At 32.7% G+C, this 17,838-nt stretch carries 17 protein-coding genes and 1 rRNA gene; 10 read left to right on the top strand and 8 right to left on the bottom strand.

The annotated features are described in order from the left end of the window. Positions 1 to 370 (bottom strand): 16S ribosomal RNA (locus NTZ27_05175); the annotation flags it as partial. A 482-nt stretch (positions 371 to 852) separates the two neighbouring features. Here NTZ27_05175 and NTZ27_05170 point away from each other — a divergent pair. Genes NTZ27_05170 through dprA form a run of 3 tightly spaced genes read left to right on the top strand, consistent with a single transcriptional unit; the run spans position 853 to position 2,530 of the window. Further along, positions 853 to 1,134 (top strand): hypothetical protein, encoded by a 282-nt coding sequence (locus tag NTZ27_05170; protein ID MCX6174127.1) that lies wholly within the window; start codon positions 853 to 855, stop codon positions 1,132 to 1,134. Next, the gene (locus NTZ27_05165) at positions 1,115 to 1,390 is read left to right on the top strand and encodes a EutN/CcmL family microcompartment protein (GenBank protein MCX6174126.1); all 276 of its coding nucleotides are present in this window, start codon (positions 1,115 to 1,117) and stop codon (positions 1,388 to 1,390) included. Before NTZ27_05170 ends, NTZ27_05165 begins: the two co-directional genes overlap by 20 nt. A gap of 18 nt (positions 1,391 to 1,408) precedes the next feature. Further along, entirely contained in the window at positions 1,409 to 2,530 is a 1,122-nt protein-coding gene (gene dprA / locus NTZ27_05160; GenBank protein MCX6174125.1) for a DNA-processing protein DprA, read from the top strand. Here dprA and NTZ27_05155 read toward each other — a convergent pair. From NTZ27_05155 to NTZ27_05125, 7 genes are all read right to left on the bottom strand, one after another. Then, positions 2,527 to 3,822, bottom strand: coding sequence for a replication-associated recombination protein A (locus NTZ27_05155; protein ID MCX6174124.1), 1,296 nt, complete (start codon positions 3,820 to 3,822; stop codon positions 2,527 to 2,529). The genes dprA and NTZ27_05155 overlap by 4 nt on opposite strands. A gap of 3 nt (positions 3,823 to 3,825) precedes the next feature. Then, on the bottom strand, positions 3,826 to 4,116 hold the full coding sequence (locus tag NTZ27_05150) for a septum formation initiator family protein (protein MCX6174123.1): 291 nt from the start codon (positions 4,114 to 4,116) through the stop codon (positions 3,826 to 3,828). Next, positions 4,116 to 5,117 (bottom strand): D-alanine--D-alanine ligase, encoded by a 1,002-nt coding sequence (locus NTZ27_05145; GenBank protein ID MCX6174122.1) that lies wholly within the window; start codon positions 5,115 to 5,117, stop codon positions 4,116 to 4,118. The genes NTZ27_05150 and NTZ27_05145 overlap by 1 nt, the downstream gene beginning before the upstream one ends. Before the next feature lie 34 nt (positions 5,118 to 5,151). Beyond that, entirely contained in the window at positions 5,152 to 5,811 is a 660-nt protein-coding gene (locus NTZ27_05140) for a class II aldolase/adducin family protein (GenBank protein ID MCX6174121.1), read from the bottom strand. Next, entirely contained in the window at positions 5,790 to 6,812 is a 1,023-nt protein-coding gene (locus NTZ27_05135) for a Gfo/Idh/MocA family oxidoreductase (protein ID MCX6174120.1), read from the bottom strand. The genes NTZ27_05140 and NTZ27_05135 overlap by 22 nt, the downstream gene beginning before the upstream one ends. Positions 6,813 to 6,821: 9 nt before the next feature. Beyond that, positions 6,822 to 7,775, bottom strand: a complete 954-nt coding sequence (locus tag NTZ27_05130; protein ID MCX6174119.1) for a methylenetetrahydrofolate reductase — start codon at positions 7,773 to 7,775, stop codon at positions 6,822 to 6,824. Positions 7,776 to 7,840: 65 nt separating this feature from the next. After that, a complete protein-coding gene (locus tag NTZ27_05125) occupies positions 7,841 to 10,303 on the bottom strand; it encodes a penicillin acylase family protein (GenBank protein ID MCX6174118.1) in 2,463 nt (820 codons plus the stop codon). Between the two features lie 136 nt (positions 10,304 to 10,439). Here NTZ27_05125 and NTZ27_05120 point away from each other — a divergent pair, with 136 nt between their 5' ends. The 7 genes from NTZ27_05120 (at position 10,440) to NTZ27_05090 (ending at position 17,827) form a co-directional block, all read left to right on the top strand. Continuing rightward, positions 10,440 to 11,753 (top strand): hypothetical protein, encoded by a 1,314-nt coding sequence (locus NTZ27_05120; GenBank protein ID MCX6174117.1) that lies wholly within the window; start codon positions 10,440 to 10,442, stop codon positions 11,751 to 11,753. 20 nt (positions 11,754 to 11,773) lie between these two features. Then, positions 11,774 to 12,466, top strand: coding sequence for a class I SAM-dependent methyltransferase (locus NTZ27_05115; GenBank protein MCX6174116.1), 693 nt, complete (start codon positions 11,774 to 11,776; stop codon positions 12,464 to 12,466). A gap of 195 nt (positions 12,467 to 12,661) precedes the next feature. Further along, entirely contained in the window at positions 12,662 to 14,458 is a 1,797-nt protein-coding gene (locus NTZ27_05110) for a T9SS type A sorting domain-containing protein (protein ID MCX6174115.1), read from the top strand. 130 nt (positions 14,459 to 14,588) lie between these two features. Beyond that, the gene (locus NTZ27_05105; protein MCX6174114.1) at positions 14,589 to 15,269 is read left to right on the top strand and encodes a LiaF-related protein; all 681 of its coding nucleotides are present in this window, start codon (positions 14,589 to 14,591) and stop codon (positions 15,267 to 15,269) included. 10 nt (positions 15,270 to 15,279) lie between these two features. After that, entirely contained in the window at positions 15,280 to 16,005 is a 726-nt protein-coding gene (locus tag NTZ27_05100; protein ID MCX6174113.1) for a DUF5668 domain-containing protein, read from the top strand. A 12-nt stretch (positions 16,006 to 16,017) separates the two neighbouring features. Continuing rightward, positions 16,018 to 17,064, top strand: coding sequence for a histidine kinase (locus NTZ27_05095; protein MCX6174112.1), 1,047 nt, complete (start codon positions 16,018 to 16,020; stop codon positions 17,062 to 17,064). Between the two features lie 4 nt (positions 17,065 to 17,068). Further along, positions 17,069 to 17,827: a LytTR family transcriptional regulator DNA-binding domain-containing protein gene (locus NTZ27_05090; GenBank protein ID MCX6174111.1), complete on the top strand. Its 759-nt coding sequence runs from the start codon at positions 17,069 to 17,071 to the stop codon at positions 17,825 to 17,827. The last annotated feature ends 11 nt before the right edge of the window (positions 17,828 to 17,838 follow it).

The following is a 17,838-nucleotide window of genomic DNA, read 5'->3' as shown; positions in this document are numbered from 1 at the left end:
ATTCCTCACTGCTGCCTCCCGTAGGAGTCTGGACCGTGTCTCAGTTCCAGTGTGGCTGATCATCCTCTCAGACCAGCTACTGATCGTAGCCTTGGTAGGCAATTACCCTACCAACTAGCTAATCAGATGAAAGTTCATCCATAGACGTTACATTGCTGCAACTTTAACAACATCACCATGTGGTGCCGCTGCATTATTCGGTATTAGCGTCGATTTCTCGACGTTATCCCAAATCCATGGGTAGATTACTTACATATTACTCACCCTTGCGCCACTTTACTCAAGATATTGCTACCTTTTTCTCGTAGACTTGCATGTGTTAGGCACGCCGCCAGCGTTCGTCCTGAGCCAGGATCAAACTCTCCGTTGTAGAGTTTGTAATTTTTTTGAATCAACAAAGCTGAACTATCTAAAGAATTTCTTTAGTCACTCACTCTGTCAAAGAACTTTATTTATTGAGGGTTTTAAAATTATACTTTATTTCTTCTTTTGTCAAGAGTTTTGAAAAAGAAATATTAGAAACCTTATGTATAAGTATCAATTTTCACTCAAGACGTACTATTATAAATCAATGATTCAAAAATTAATTCGTCACTATTTAATTGAAATTACATTTAGTAACTATCATATTTTATATAGTTATTTCTTAAGTAATTGAGTTAACTCAAAAGGAATTTCATTCACTTTATTTAAAAATATTAAAAAAATATTTGTAAATAACATTCACAAATAATATGTCTTGACAAAAGTATTCTTATAATATATTTTTTGAATATATTATTTTGTAGATAAATTTTTTATACTTATTGTTACTATTATAAAGTATTCATTATATAATTTTTAGAGGTCGTGGTGGTAAAAGAAAAAAGAAATATAAAAGAAGTTAAGAAATCAATATCATCACCATTTAAAGATTATTGGGATAAGAACAATTATATTCTAATTGCATCAGGTTTAGTGGTTTTAACTTTTGGATATTTATTTATGGCACAGGGTAATTGGGATAGTTTTTTTTCCCTCACTATCTCTCCTATTACTCTTTTAATCGCCTACATTATTATTATTCCATTAGCAATCTTATTAAAATCTTCGATTTTTATTAAGAAAAAGACAAATGTTTCTAGCAAAGATTAAAGGTAATATAGTATCCACCCCAAAAAATAAATTTTTAATTGGGCATAAGTTATTAATAGTTCATCCGATTGATTATATCGGAAACTTAATAGGCCAAAAAGATTTTATAGCTTTAGATCAGATCGACGCTGGAATTGGGGATTCTGTAATTGTTGTTCAAGAGGGTGATGCTGTTGAACAAATATTGGGACACACTAACGCTCCTGTTAATACGATGGTAATTGCAATTGTAGACAACATTGAAATCAACGAATAATAATTTTCAGACTATAACTTGTCTCAGATTAATTTCGAAAATTTAGTTTATCTTCGTTTATTACTCAGCATTGAGGGGATAGGTCCACTAAAAATATTTTCTCTTCTTACCAAATTCCATTCTTTAGATAGAATTCTACACACGGATTTTAATAGTTTATTGCAAGTTGAAGGGATTAGTAAAACTCTTGCAACAAAAATTAAACTTTCTTCGGATAGTTATAATAAAATTAAATCTAATTTAATTTCCGAATTAGAGAAATTGAATTCACTAGGTGGGCGATTAATTACTTTTTGGGATGAAGATTATCCTGAACTTCTTAAAAAAATTTATTTTCCCCCCTTAATTATATATACACTTGGAAATTTCATAGAACAAGATAAATATTCTCTTGCAATTGTTGGTACAAGACAACCATCTCCATATGGTAAAATTGAAACCGAAAAATTTTCATCCGAACTCAGTGAGAAAAAAATAACTGTAGTAAGCGGACTCGCTCGCGGTATTGATTCCATAGCGCATGAATCAGCTTTGAAATCCAACGGTAGAACTATTGCAGTAATTGGATCTGGTCTTGATGTAATTTATCCTCCGGAAAACAAAAAACTTTTTTCACAGATTAAAAAGAATGGAGTAATAATTTCAGAATTTGAATTAGGAACTAAACCTGATGCACAAAATTTTCCGAGGAGAAATAGAATAATCTCCGGAATATCATTAGGAACATTAATAATTGAGACAAAACTTAACGGCGGAGCTATGCAAACTGCCGCTTATGCACTCGATCAAAATAGGGAAATATTTGCCTTACCTGGAAATTTAAATGCTCAGCAAAGCGAGGGGCCAAACTCATTAATTCAAAGAGGTGAAGCTAAATTGGTAACTTGTGTTGAAGATATATTACTTGAACTGAATTTAAAGTTGAAACCTGAAGTCGGAATAAATATTCCGAGACCTAGTGTTGAACTAACCTTATTCGAAGAGAAAGTCTTAAATGTTTTGACAAATGAATCAAAACAAATTGATGAGATCGCCTCATTTACCTCAATGGCAACATCTGATTGTTTGGTAAACTTATTAACATTGGAATTCAAAGGATTGGTAAAACAATTGCCGGGAAAAATGTTTGTTCGCTACTAATATTTCTTTTTCCCTTTCCACAAATTCGTTAATCTTTCTTTAATTGTCTTTTCATTACCGTTTTCTGAAGGTAAATAATATTGTTTATTCTTCAATTCTTCAGGTAAATAATTTTCTTGAATAAAATTATTTTCGAATGAGTGCGGGTATTTGTATTCCTTACCATAACCTAATTCTTTCATCAATTTTGTCGGTGCGTTACGTAAATGAATGGGGACTTGATACTGAGGTAAATTTTTTGCGTCTGTAAGTGCGTTATCTATTGCAAAATATGATGCATTACTTTTGGGTGAAGAAGCGAGATACGTTGCGCATTGAGAAAGAATTATTCTTCCTTCGGGCATTCCAATTTTATCTACTGCACTGAATGCAGCTTCCGCAATAAGAAGAGCGTTGGGAGAAGCATTTCCAATATCTTCCGATGCAAGAACTACCATCCGTCTTGCTATGAAAAGCGGATCCTCTCCTCCTTCCAACATTCTTGCCATCCAATAAACTGCTGCATCGGGATCCGAGCCGCGTAAACTTTTTATGAATGCAGAGATAATATTGTAATGTTCTTCACCGGCTTTATCATATAATATATTTTTCCGCTGAATAATATTCTCAATAACTTCTTTAGTAATAATAATTTCTTCTTTCTCATATTCCTGAATGCATGAAGCTTCCAAAATATTTAATAAAATACGCGCATCTCCGCCGGAAACAAAAAAAAGAAAATCGTTATCTATAGATTTGATATTAAGCTTTTTAATAAACTCATCTTTTGTTAATGCATGGTTTAAAATATTCTGAAGATTATTCTTAGATAGCTCTTCTAAAACAAATATTCGTACCCGCGATCTTAATGCCGGTATCACTTCAAATGACGGATTTTCTGTAGTTGCACCAATCAATATAATTTGGCCGCTCTCAACAGAGGAAAGCAGCGCATCCTGTTGAGCTTTATTGAAACGATGAATTTCATCAATGAATAAAATTGTTTTTCTGAATTGTTCTAAATTCTCTTTTGCTAGTTCAATTATTTGCCTAATCTCACGCACTCCTGATGAAACAGCATTTATTTGATGGAACTCGGATTGTGTTGATTCAGAAATAATTTTGGCTAAAGTTGTTTTGCCGGTGCCGGGCGGACCCCATAAAATAATTGAGCTCATAGTATCGGACTCGATCATTGTACGGAGAGGTTTTCCCGCTCCGACTAATTTTTCTTGACCTTGAAAATCATCTAAAATTTTAGGACGGCATCTATCAGCAAGTGGCGTTTGCGGAATATTTATTTTGTTTTTCAATTTTTATTTCTCTTCGATCTTAAAAACTTTTTCATTCTTTTTCATCATATGAAATTTTTCGCGGGCTACTTTCTCAATTTTCTCTTTGCTTGTTTTCAAGGAGTCAATTTCTCTTTCAAGTTCTTTTACTTTCTCAACAGATTTTCTTAGTTCTTGATCAAGATGCTTCAACTCGCTTTTGGTTTTCAAATATTTCAGAATACCGTTTTCATTAAAAAATAAAAAAGCCAGGGAACCAAGCAAGATCAAAATGATAATGAGCTTTTTGAGCAGTTTATTATTAAGCAATATCATTAAAGCGAATTCTTGATTATTCTATCAATCAATTGTTCGAATGTTATACCGGCTGCTTTTGCCATTTTGGGAACAAGTGATGTACTTGTCATTCCGGGTAAAGTATTTACTTCCAGACAATAAGTTTTAAAATCATTCGTCATTCTAAAATCAATTCGTGCATAGCTTTCACATCCAACTGAATTAAATGCGAGAAGTGCTTGGTGTTGAAGATGTTCGGAAATTTTTTGGGAGATTTCAGCAGGGACGATATAATCTGTTCTACCGCTTGTATATTTATTTTCATAATCATAAAAACCACTTTTAGGTTTGATTTCTAAAACTGGCAACGCTTGTTGATCAATTATAGCAACAGTCAATTCGTGTCCCGCAATATATTCTTCAACTAAAACTTTGTCTGAATACTGGTATGCTTTTCTTAATGCTTGATGAACTTCAATATCGCCGCGGCAAATTGTTAGACCAATTGTAGATCCTTCATCATTAGGTTTTATAACACATGGGTAGCCAAAGAATTTTTTGATTTTAGAACGAATCAAATCCAGATCATTTTCATTTTTATTAACAACAAACCATCTCGGCGTATTCACATCAAAATGTTGAAACATAATTTTCGTCATACATTTATCCATCGCAAGAGCGCTGGCTAAAACTTTTGAGCCGGTATATTTTATATTTCGGAATTCCAGCAGCGATTGGATTTTCCCATCTTCTCCCCATTTTCCGTGAAGTGCAAGAAATGCAATATCAACATCATCAAACATTGTTGAGTTGATTGCCTCAACAATGTTTCTATTGGATCTGTCTATGTAATCTTTCTCAGCAAAAAATTTTTCTTCTTCTTTTGGTTGATTCAAACCAAAAGCCGGATCAATTACTTTTACTTTGTACCCAAGATCATATAATGCTTTTAATATTGATTTGCCTGTGTTTTTTGAAACTTCTCGTTCAGGAGAAGTGCCTCCAACGAGAAGTGCAACATTAATTTTACCGTTTGGCATTTTTATCTCTGTATTTCCCAACATTAATTATTTCTTAAAGAAATTTCATCTTGTCATCAACTTTAACTCCGTAAATTTCTTCGGAGATCATGTAAAGTTTTTTTAGTTGATCAACTGAAAGTTTATTTGCCCCGCCAAGTATTTCTGCTACAGTCATAATTTTAGCAAAATGTTCAAGCTTCTCTACTTTGAAATAAGCATCTTTAATTGATTTCCCAAATGCCAGGACACCATGATTTTGTAATAGTAAAACCCAAACATACCCTATATAAGGTAAAATTGATTCTTCAACCTCTTCTGTTGAAATCGTTGAATATTTACATAGCGGAATTTTCCCGAGAGAAAGAATAGATTCAGGAAAAATTGGCTGGCTTAATTCTTTATCTACAACACAAAATGCAGAAGCATGAATTGGATGACTATGGACAACTGCGTTAACGTCTTCTCTGTTTTGATATGCTAGAAGATGCATTTTCACTTCAGCCGAAACCAAACCATCTCCGCTTAATACTTTCCCTTCATAATCAATTTCAAGAAGATCTTTTTCTTCTAATTCTCCCTTACATTTACCGGAAGGAGTAATTAATAATTTCTTGTCGTCAATTCGTGCCGACAGATTTCCATCGTATGCGGCGACAAAACTGTTAGCATAAACTTTATGGCATGCTTGAATTAATTCTTTTCGTAAAGGCATTGTTTCTCTATTTTTTCTATTATCAACATATTTTCTAAACCATCTTCGCCTGTAACTAATGGCGGTTCATTTTTCAAAAATGTTTTTTGAACAGAACGAATCATAAACAATAATTTATTTGTTCTCTTGCGAAACATTTTTTTACCTTCGCCTTGAAGATCTATTATTAGTTTTGTTGCAAGATTTTTTTTGCCTAAAAAATTCTCAATAGCAAGCGAACCATTGTAACCCAAAATTTCTATCCTATTGTGTGCTTTCTTTGTGTTGTATGAAATATTGAAGTAACCGTACCCATTCTTTTCAAATTTTACAATTGCTGAAGCGAAATCTTCTACATCGCTTTTGTAAACAACATTATCCATATAAGCTTTAACATCAATAATATTACCCCCAAAAAATCGTAATAGATCTATCATCTGTCCGCCAAGGTCTCGAAGTACTCCGCCACCGCTTAGTTCCTTCTTAAATCTGAAATTATCAACGGGCGAAACATCAATGTTGTAAGTTGCTGAAATAGAAACAATTTTTCCCAGCATTTGATTATTAATTAACTCCTTGGCTTTTTGAACAAGCGGGTGAAATCTGTGCAAATGATTTATCATGAAAATTACATTTTGTTCTTTACAAACTTTTATCATTTCTTCAATTTGAATCGAGCTCAAGGCAATTGGTCTTTCGCATAAAATATTCTTTCCTGCTCTTGCGGCTTTTAGTACTTGCCAATAATGATCGGAGTTTACACTTGAGATATAAACTACATCTATATCACTGGTTAGAAAAGTATCGAAATCATCAAATGAGTTATGAGCACCAAACTTTAATGCAAAATTCTTAGCTCTCTTCAAATCATGGCTATAAATAGAAACAAGTTTACTTCTCTGAGCTAGAAGCAATGCCGGCAGAAAAGAATTTTCAGCAAAATTTCCGCAGCCGGCTACACCCCATTTTAGTTTACGTGGCATTGCAGAAGAAAATTTTAAACGTGTTGATGATCTTATCATTTTATTAACTCAAATTTTTAATTTGTCCATCAGCATTTTAATCGGTTTAGAATCCTGCATGATATAAAAATGAAGCGCCGGAACATTTTTATTTAATAATTCCTCTACTTGCTTTACTGTCCAGTTAACTCCGATTTCAAGTGTATGTTCCGGTTTTGATTTTTCAATTTCTTCCGCTAACTCTTGAGGAATATCTATGTAAAAATTTTTAGGAAGAGTTTTTACATGCGATTTACTAGTTATAATCTTCAAACCCGGGATTATAGGAACTGTTATATTTTCTTTATGGCATAGATCAACATACTCAAAATAACTTTTGTTGCTATAAAACATTTGCGTTACAATATATGAAGCACCAGCATCAACTTTTGCTTTTGTATATCGAATATCTGTTTTCAGATTTGGCGATTCAAAATGTTTTTCCGGATATCCGCTTGTACCGATACAAAAATTCATCGGCTGTGCATCAAGCAAACCTTCTTCCAAATATTTTCCCTTATTGATTGAATTGATTTGACTAATTAGATCAACCGCGTATTCGTTTATGCTTCGCCCGAATTTTACCGGTTTTTTATAATCACTATCATCTCCGCGGATTGCAAGAACATTATCAATCCCCAAATAGTGAAGTTCAATTAAAAAGTCTTCGGTTTCCTCACGTGTAAATCCTGTACATAAAACATGGGGTACCGCATCTATGTTATATTTATTTTGAATGAGAGCGCAAATTCCCAGGGTTCCCGGCCGTTTACGTTTTATCTTCATCTGCATATTGCCCGAAACAGTCTCTTCATAAATTACTTCTGCCGCATGGCTGGTTATATCAATAAAACGTGGATTATACTTTGTGATATCTTCCAACACGGTAAGAAGCTGCTTTATGTTGCCGCCCCGTTTTGGCGGGATAATTTCAAAACTGATTAAAGTATTTTTCGCTTTATTAAGATGTTCTATTACTTTCATAGCTTTCCATTTTGTCTCGGCGCAATTTAATATTTTCTAAACTTATTAGTATTACAATTATTTTATTACGGAATTAACTTCAATACATTTATTGTGCTTTTCTTAAACTCATCCTCTTTTAACGGTACTGTTATATACTTCCCTTTTAACCACATCTCACTCATATCTTTATAATGATCGCTCATAAAATGTCCGGACTCACCGGTTGGAAGAATAAATTCTAAATGATCAGGATCGGCAAAATCAAAAATGTAGCGCATAGAAGGACCAAGAATATTTTCATATTGTTCGGAACGATGCAACATTGTTAGATCGCGATTACTTTCAAATAATTCCGGAAATGAATATTCAGTATTAAATATTGTAGTTCCGTCGCCTCCAATACTGAACGGCCCGATGTTTATTATTTTATCAAGTAATCCCGATTTATCATGAAACATGTGTTTGAATGTTACTTTATGAATATCGCCCCATTGCCAATTTGCAACATCGGTTCCATAATTCTTTTCAAGATCGGTAAGTGCATCAACCAAACTTTTTCTGATTATGTCATCCCGCGTTTCTTTTTGCGGTGTACGGACATCATCAAAAAATGACGAATTGTTTTCTTCCAATAGTTTGGGAATAATTCTATAAGGAACGTTGGCTACAAAAATATATTCTTTAAGCAGATTTACTCCCATCTCATCTTCAAAAATATTTTTTATCAGATATTGAAAAAAACGCGAGTAGATTGTTGGAACTTGACTGCCCGGGTTCATTTCATAATTCCAGTTGTGGAAAAGTTCTAAAGTCAGTTTAAGATTCTTATCCGTTACCTTAACACTGTCAAACGCAGCAGTTATATATTTTGTTAGTTTTTTTGCGTAAGGCGAAGTAAAATCAAGCTGATATTTTTTATAATCCTCTTTAGAATGAATCGGCTTGGAATTAAGCAATTCCGTAATTCTTTCAATACGGGAAGACGGTTCCCAAATATTTGAAATGTGATATTTAAAGTTCAGCAGAGTTTTATTATTTGCCGACGCAATAAAATTTTGCGGCGGATTAAATAGCTTCGGCATTTCTTCATAAGGAACAAATCCTTTCCAATCGTTTACATCTGTCGTACCATCGTTAATTAATGTTGGACTGTTTGTATTTCTAATCGGTAACCGTGCTGCGCAAATGTAACCGATGTTGCCTTTATCATCTCCATAAACAAAATTTTGACCAGGCACGGTGAAATATCTAACAGCATTCTTAAAATCATCCCAGTTCTTGGCTTTGTTAATTGAGATCGCGGCAAACATTTCATCGCTTGGTTCCAATCCGGTCCATCTCATACTAAGCTGTGCAGTCTTAATTCCGGTGTTTGGATACATATGCTTAAACGGATGAATATCAGTAATTATCGGTCCGCGGTGTGTACGCTTTATTTCATAAACTACATTCGCAGTATCTTTAACATGAATCGTATCTTTTTCAATTGATAGCTGACGCCACGATTTGTTGAAAAAATAATTCTTCCCGGAGGAATCAATTTTCTCAACATAAAAATCAGCATCATCCGCCATAACATTTGTTAAAGCCCAAGCGATATTTTTATTTTTTCCAATTACAATTGCTGGTAACCCTGGGATAGTAAATCCTTCAGCATTCCAATCGTGACTTCTAATTATTGCAAAATACCAACGCCCCGGTGCAGTGTAAGCAAGATGCGGATCGTTAGCGATTATCGGTTCTCCGGAAGCTGACATTTTACCGTTAACAATCCAGTTGTTAGAACCGATATGTGTTCCGACAAAACCTGTAAAATTTCTAAACTGTTGATCTACTTTTATAAAGTCAGAAGATATTGCTGCAACTCCTTCTAAACCGGATGGAATAATTGTTGGGGAGTTTTCCGGAAAGTCCGGCAATAATTCTTTTGCCTTCTCTACCCCAAACTTTTGAACTAATTGTGTGAATGTAATATCCGACCACCAGCTTATGTTCAGTTCCCAACCCATTAACTTTGCAATTACTAAACTATGTTCCGGTTTCCACGGATAAGGATCATAACCTAATAAATCAAACTCGATTGGATAATTTCCTTTCGCGGTTTTAATAAATGCATTTACTCCTTTTGAATAAGCCACCAAGATTTTTTTTGAAAGTGGATTTAGTTTTTCATAATTCGCTTTTACATTTTTGTAGATACCGACTGTTCTAAACATTTGATCTATCGAAATAGTCTTCGCGCCAAAAACTTCGCTAAGTCGTCCTTCGCCTGCTCTTCGTGCAACATCCATTTGAAATAATCTTTCCTGTGCATGAACAAATCCCAATGCGAAGGCGGCATCTTCATCGCTTTCTGCTTTTATTAACGGAATAGCAAAATTATCTCTGAGAACTTCAACTTGATTATTCAAACCGGTTATATTTATTTCACCATTATATTGCGGTAAAGATTTCCTAAGCATTAAGTATGCTATGATAGAAAAAACAATTATGAGTACTAAAAGAGTTGCAGAAGCGCCGATTAATATTTTTTTCCATTTATTCATTTTGGTTTATCCTAGAAAGACACCCTAAAATTATGAAATAATTGATTTGCTGAATAACAAAATATTTGATAAATAAGACTTAGTAATTTGATCTAATAATTTTAAGGTAACTAAGTTGAATCCAAATTTTGAAAAAATGAACCTTTTCTTTGACAGAATAAAAAACATTAGTCTATGGCAAAGACTTTTCAGTTGGAGACAGATTAGAAATCTAAGTTATGATGCATATGAAGAATTCGGTTCATTTACAAAATCCTTCAATCAAGTGTCTGATGAAGCTAAACAAGCAAAAAATCAGATTGAATTATTAAAGAAAGATGTTGAATATAACAAGACAGAAAACGTAAAGCTGAATAGTCAGCTAGAAACCCTCAATGAAAAACTTGACATTTCAAGGGAAGAACTTTCGAATTCAAAATCCTCAGTAGCCTCAATGGATGAAACAATCAGACTTTCAGCAATTAAAATTAACGATCTTGATAAAGGATTATTATTACAAAAAGATAGAAGCGATCAGCTAATTCTAGAAAATTCGCAACTAAAGAAAGAGAATACAATTTTTAAGCAAACCGAAACTGATAGAATTAACAAATACGAAAAAGACATTTCTACACTTAATTCAATTAAGGACCAAATACAAAACGAGCGCATCAAAGAAATTGAAGAAAAGCATTTGGTCGAAATTGAAAGAATAAATAATCTAAAAGAAACTTGGTCAAATCATCAAGAGAATGTTAAAAAAGAAATTAAAAGAATTTGTCAAGACCATACCATTATGTATATAGACAAAGTTCCATTTAAAGGAAGTCCTGATAACACAATTAAAATTGCGGAAGAGTTTGTTATTTTTGATGCAAAGAGCCCTGCTTCTGATGATTTGAACAACTTTGCTACTTACATTAAAGCACAAACAGAATCTGTGAAAAAATATGTAAAAGAAGAGAATGTAAAGAAAGATATCTTTCTAGTCATTCCCTCAAATACCGTTGAAATTATTCATCAATTTTCATTTAATATGGCAGATTACAATGTTTATGTTGTAACATTAGATTCTATAGAGCCGATCATACTAAGTCTTAAAAAAATAGAGGAATATGAGTTTGTTGAACAATTGAGTCCAGAAGAGCGTGACAATATTTGTAGAGTTATCGGAAAGTTTGCTCATATGACCAAGCGAAGGATTCAGATTGATCAATTCTTTGAACGTCAGTTTTTAGAAATTCTTTCAAAATGTGAATCAGATTTACCACATGATGTTTTAGAAAAAGTTATTGAATATGAAAAATCTGAGAAGTTGAATCCACCTCAAGAGAAAAGAGCAAAATTAATTTCGAACAAGGAATTAGAGGCTGATAGCTTAAAAATTCGCAAAGAAATTGAAGCAAAAGAAATAAGAACTATTAACATTCAAGAACTGATAATAAATGAACAAACAAAATTAATCGAATAGATTTTTAGACTGCACTTTTCATGAAAGACTATTACTCAGATAAACTTTCAGCTAAGAGATTAGAACGTGTTTATGAAATAGCCCCCGTTAGAGTTAAACAATATTTTGAAGCGGAAATAAATCATGTCTTGCAAAAAATTCAAACTCATGATTTAGTTTTAGAACTCGGCTGCGGTTACGGCCGTATTCTTCCTTCACTTGCTAAAAAAGCAAAATCTGTTTTCGGGATTGATACTTCACTTTCCAGCTTACTTCTTGGAAAAGAAACGCTGAGTAAAATTTCAAATTGCTCGCTTGCACAAATGAATGCAGTTCAACTTTCATTTCCAAATAATATTTTTGATGTCGTTGTCTGCATACAAAATGGCATTTCTGCTTTTCATGTTAATCAAAAAGAATTAATCCTTGAAAGTCTACGCGTAACTAAGCCTAACGGAATAGTTCTTTTCTCGAGCTATTCAGAAAAATCTTGGAATGACCGATTGGAATGGTTCCGATTACAATCTGATAACGGATTACTTGGTGAAATAGATTATGAAAAAACCATCAACGGTAATATTGTTTGTAAAGATGGATTTACCGCAACCACTGTTGGAATAGATCAGTTCAAAGCATTGACTTCTGATATTGATAATGTCATTGTGAACTTAGAAGAAGTGGATGATTCTTCTATCTTCTGCGAGATAATCTCCAAACATTGTCTTAAACAGTGAAAAAAATTATTGTGAACAAAAAGCCTGATTAAAATTTATAATAAGAATAAACAGTTTCAAAGTAAAATAGAGCACTTTGGAATTGAATTTCGATTTAATAAAATATATTGTAATATATATAGGAGATGTAGTTCAAATTTATCGCTGTTTAGTTTCTTAGCACACTAATTATCTTATACTTCTTAGTGAGGGGAAATGTCAAAGTATAATCTTTTTGTTTTTACATATCTATTTACAAACTTTTCATTTACTATTAATTGCCAAACAATCCAGACATGGAAAACTACAACAGTAAACGATTTTACAAGCTTTTCCTTAAATAATTTAAGAGTAACAGAAGAGTCAGACGGTGAGATTCAGCTTGATCTCCCATTAAAGAAAGTTTATCCTGATTATGAAGTTAATTACTTTCCCAAAAAATTTATTTACTACAAGGGACGTTACTATAACGCTTATATCAAAGACAAAAATGTATATGTCCAAGAATACGACAGTAATTTTGTAGCAATAGAAGCTCCTTTAATAATTAATAATAATTACAGTGTTGATTCTTTTTTCACAGACGATGAGGTTAGATTTGATTTTCTTAATAGCGGATATTTTCTAGTTATTTGGAAAGTTGTCGAAAATACTATTAGTGGAAATGAACTTATTATTTATGCTCAAGTAATAAAGGATGGATCAGCGAGAATTGGAAAAAATTTTAAGATAAATGTTAATCCGAAACTGAGTTATTGGCCGATTGTTATGGGAAATAATTATGATAATACATTTTGGCTTATTTGCACTGATTTTAGCCCAGATGGTGGTCAAAAAATGTTCGTACAACGCATTGATATTTGGGGAAATGTCGTTGGAAATAAATTCCAATTAAATCAGGAAACCATTTCTAAATATGAGCATGTTAATACATTTATTAAACTTTCGGATAACACCTTTATAATAACATGGGAAGCATATCAATCAGTTGATGATTTTAATGGTCAACTTTATTTAAAGAAATTCGATAAAAAAAGTAACTCAATCTCTCCCGTTATTAAAGTAGGAGATGATAATGCTCAGCATTGGCAAGGTGAGTCTATTATATGTTTGGATGACAATTCATTACTTTTAGTCATATGGACAGACTATAGAGATACAAATCCAATTCTTGATATTAATGGTAGGTATAATATTTATGCCCAGTGTTTTGATTCTTCTTTATCAAAAATTGGAAAAAACTTTCGAGTCAACGCCACACACTTTCAAACTAATGACTATCCCTTTGTTTATTATAAAAATAAACTCTTTTGGGTAACTTGGAAAGCATGGGGAGGCGCATGGGGAGATGATGGTCGACCAATTATAAAAAAATATCAGAACCAATGGAAATTTTCTGAAGTTAAAGAAGGCATCTTAACTTCCGTAATTCTTGATACTAAAAATCTTAAAACAAAATATTTAGACCTATCTTGGGAAGACTCCACAACCACAAATACAGCAATTAAATTTAAAATACGATCATCAGAAATGGATTATGATTTAGATAAAAAGAAGTGGTATGGTCCAATAAATGAAAATGATTTTTATACCATTAAAGAAGGTCAATCTATAAATTCTATTCACAACGGGGATAGATATTTACAATATCAAGCGTACTTTAACTCGAAGAAGAATGGCGAATCTCCTGTATTGAAATCCGTCTCTATTGATTTTATGAAAGATAATTTTTTAGAGTCTACGGTACTTTATCAAAATTATCCTAACCCATTTAATAGTTCTACTATTATTAATTTTCATTTATCTACTGAAAGTTATGTTACATTAACAATTTCTAACCTTCTAGGAGAAGTTGTTGATCGTTTGTTAGAAAAAACTCTTTCGAAGGATAATTATAAAATAAATTGGAGTCCCAAAAGTTTATCAAGTGGAGTATACTTCTATACTTTAGAAACATATAGTATACTTGGTCGAAATTTTCAAGAAACAAAAAAAATGATAGTAGTTAAATAAGAATAGTGGAATACATCCTGCACTCACCGATAATTTTCCGCCGTTCGCCGATTTCCTATCTAAAAAATCGTAACTACCGTTTATCTTTGCCGTCAGAATAAGTAGAAACAAAAAATTATTGGAGGATAAAATGGAAACACCAAAACTTCACGGGCGTGTAATAATCGGAATTCTGCTGATTATACTCGGCGGATTGTTCGTCATGCGCAATTATGATATACTGGATTTTCCTTACGAATATTTTACATGGGAATATTTTTTCATTCTGATCGGATTGCTTTTCTTTTTTCTTTCCAGAAATAAAACAGCAGGCGTTGTTCTTATGGCAATCGGTTTATTTAATCTGATCCCTGAACTCTGGCCGTTACTTTTAGTTTTAGTCGGTCTCTATATAATCTTCGGCAGAAAAGGAAATTTCAGACATTCAACAGAATCTACTGATGCCGGACAATCAAAAAACAGTAATGATTATGTTGAAAGTATCAGTATCTTCGGCGGCAGTTCAAAAATTGTTAACTCAGATAATTTTAAAGGTGGAAATATTGTTTCAATCTTTGGCGGTTCCGAAATCAATTTGGCTAATTCCAAACTTGCAGAAGGTGAAAACAATATTGAAATAACTGCAGTGTTCGGAGGAACCACGTTAATTGTTCCATCGGATTGGAATGTTGAACTTGATGTACTTCCAATCTTCGGAGGATTTGGAGATAAAAGAATGAAAGACCCCAACAAAAAAATTCAAGAAGGAAGAAAATTGTTGATAAAAGGAATCGTTCTTTTTGGCGGCGGCGAAATCAAAACAATTTTTTAAGGAGTTTACAATGCAAACATCAAATAGAAGAATCTGGCTTGGAATAATTTTAATTGCTCTTGGAAGTTTATTCTTCCTAGATAATTTGAATTTTTTCTGGTTCGATATGCGTCATGCAATTTTCTCATGGCATACTATCTTTCTTATTCTCGGCATAGTAATTCTAATTAATCACAAAAACAGTTTAGCGGGATACATCTTTTTAATAATCGGTTTGTTTGGAACTGCACGGCATTATATTCCATTTTTTTTCGATTTTGATTTTGGCGATCTCTGGCCGCTTATATTATTAGTTATTGGTCTCTGGCTGATATTAAAAAGAAGAGGACCGTTACATGTGCACAGCACTCAATTCAATGTTGGATCAACACAAACTCAAGGAACCGAATACTCTCAAGATATTATAGACGAGACTTGTGTATTTACTTCATGTAATAAAATCATCCATTCTGAAAATTTTAAAGGCGGCAAGATTTCTATCGTTTTTGGAACTCTAAAACTAGATTTGAATGATTCAAAACTTGCAACAGGCAATAATATACTTGAAGTGGATATTATTTTTGGCGAAGCTAAAATCCGAGTACCTCAAAATTGGAAGGTATTAATTAATGAGAGTTCCATTTTTGGCGGATTCAACGATAAGCGGTTTATAAATTTAGAAGAAATGGGAAAAAGCGAAGGAGTATTGGTAATCAGAGGTTCAAATATTTTCGGAAGTGGACAAATAACTAATTAATTTGAGTAAGGAATGATAAATCCATTTATTAGCAATAAAAAAGTTTTAGCTACATATTTTGTTGTTTGGTTTTTCATTTTTTTAGTTCAAGTAAGTGTATTAAACTTTTTTTTGAATATTCCAATTCTGACTGCTCTGCTTGATAGTGCTGTCTTTAATCTGATCTATCAATTATTGGGAATTAGTCTCTGGTATACAGTTAGTTTTAATTCGCTGGAAAATTATAATGCCGTTAAGATATTTCTAAATCATATTGCAGCGGCTGTTATTACATCCGGTTTATGGATTCTTGCCGGTTATTATATTATGAGCAATATTATCACCGGAAAAAGTATTTATCCTGAATTTCTTTTAAAATCTTTAGTGTGGAGATTTTTAATCGGAATACTTTACTACACAGTAATTATTGCTGTTGATTATGTAATTATATATTACAATAATTTCCAGGAGAAGCTCTTAAGAGAAGTTGAACTAAATGCTCTTGTAAAAGAAGCGGAATTAAAAACGCTGAAGTATCAGATCAATCCTCATTTCATTTTCAACAGTTTGAATTCGATAAGCTCGCTTACGTTATCGAATCCTACTCAAGCTCAAGAGATGACCATTAAACTTTCAGCGTTTCTTAGAAGCACTCTCTCGAAAAATGAAAAACAAAAGAATAAATTAAGCGAGGAAATAAATAACGCAAAACTGTATCTTGATATTGAGAAGGTTCGTTTTGCAGATAAGTTTGAATTTATTGAAGAAGTTAAACAGGAATGCAAAGAACTTGAAGTTCCAAGTATGATTCTTCAGCCGCTTTTTGAAAATGCGATCAAACATGGCGTTTATGAAAGTCTTGATAAAGTGATTATTAAACTTATGTGCGGAATGGAAAACGGTTATTTTAAAATAACGGTTGAAAATGATTTTGATCCCGAATCAGTTCCGAGAAAAGGTGAAGGCATTGGAATAAAAAATATTAAGAACAGATTAAAATTAATTTACAACCAGGACAATCTTGTTAAGGTGGAAAAATTAAATAATTTATTCAGAGTTAATTTATATATACCGGTTTGAGTTTATGACGACAAATAAAAAAATCAAAGTAATTATTATTGATGATGAGAAACTTGCCAGAGAAATAATAAGCAGCTACTTAAAAAAATTTGATAATGTTGAACTCGTCGCAGAGTGTTCGGATGGTTTTGAAGGAATAAAACAGATCAATGAACAAAAACCGGATTTAATTTTTCTTGATATCCAAATGCCAAAGCTTACCGGTTTTGAGATGCTCGAAATATTGGAAGAACCGCCAGTAATTATTTTCACCACCGCTTTCGATCAATACGCGCTTAAAGCTTTTGAAGTGAACGCTACGGATTATCTTCTCAAACCTTTTTCTGAAGTTCGATTTGCCGAAGCTCTGAACAAAGCAATTAAACTGATTACAAATATTCCTCCCGTAAAACAAGAATTAGACGGTCTTGTTAAATCAGTTGAAAAACGAAATGAATTTTTGGACAGAGTAATTATTAAGAGCGGACAAAAAATACAGATCATACCAATTGAGGCAATCAGGTACATTGAAGCACAGGATGATTACACAATGTTTTATACAGAGAAGGGAAATTTTCTAAAACAAAAAACAATGAAATATTTTGAAGAGAATCTTGACCCAAAAAATTTTTTGCGGATTCATCGTTCATACATCGTAAAACTTTCTTCCATAAAACAAATTGAATTGTTAGAAAAAGAATCGTACCAAATTTTACTCACTGATGGGAAAAAATTACCCGTAAGCAAAAGCGGATTCCAGAATTTAAGAGAATTTTTTAAGTAGACACCTTTCGA

The sequence above is a fragment of the Ignavibacteriales bacterium genome, assembly GCA_026390775.1.
In the GTDB taxonomy this organism is placed as follows: Bacteria; Bacteroidota; Ignavibacteria; order Ignavibacteriales; family Melioribacteraceae; genus Fen-1258.
Note: the sequence above shows the minus strand (reverse complement) of the source record. Positions and strands in the feature narration are given on the sequence as shown.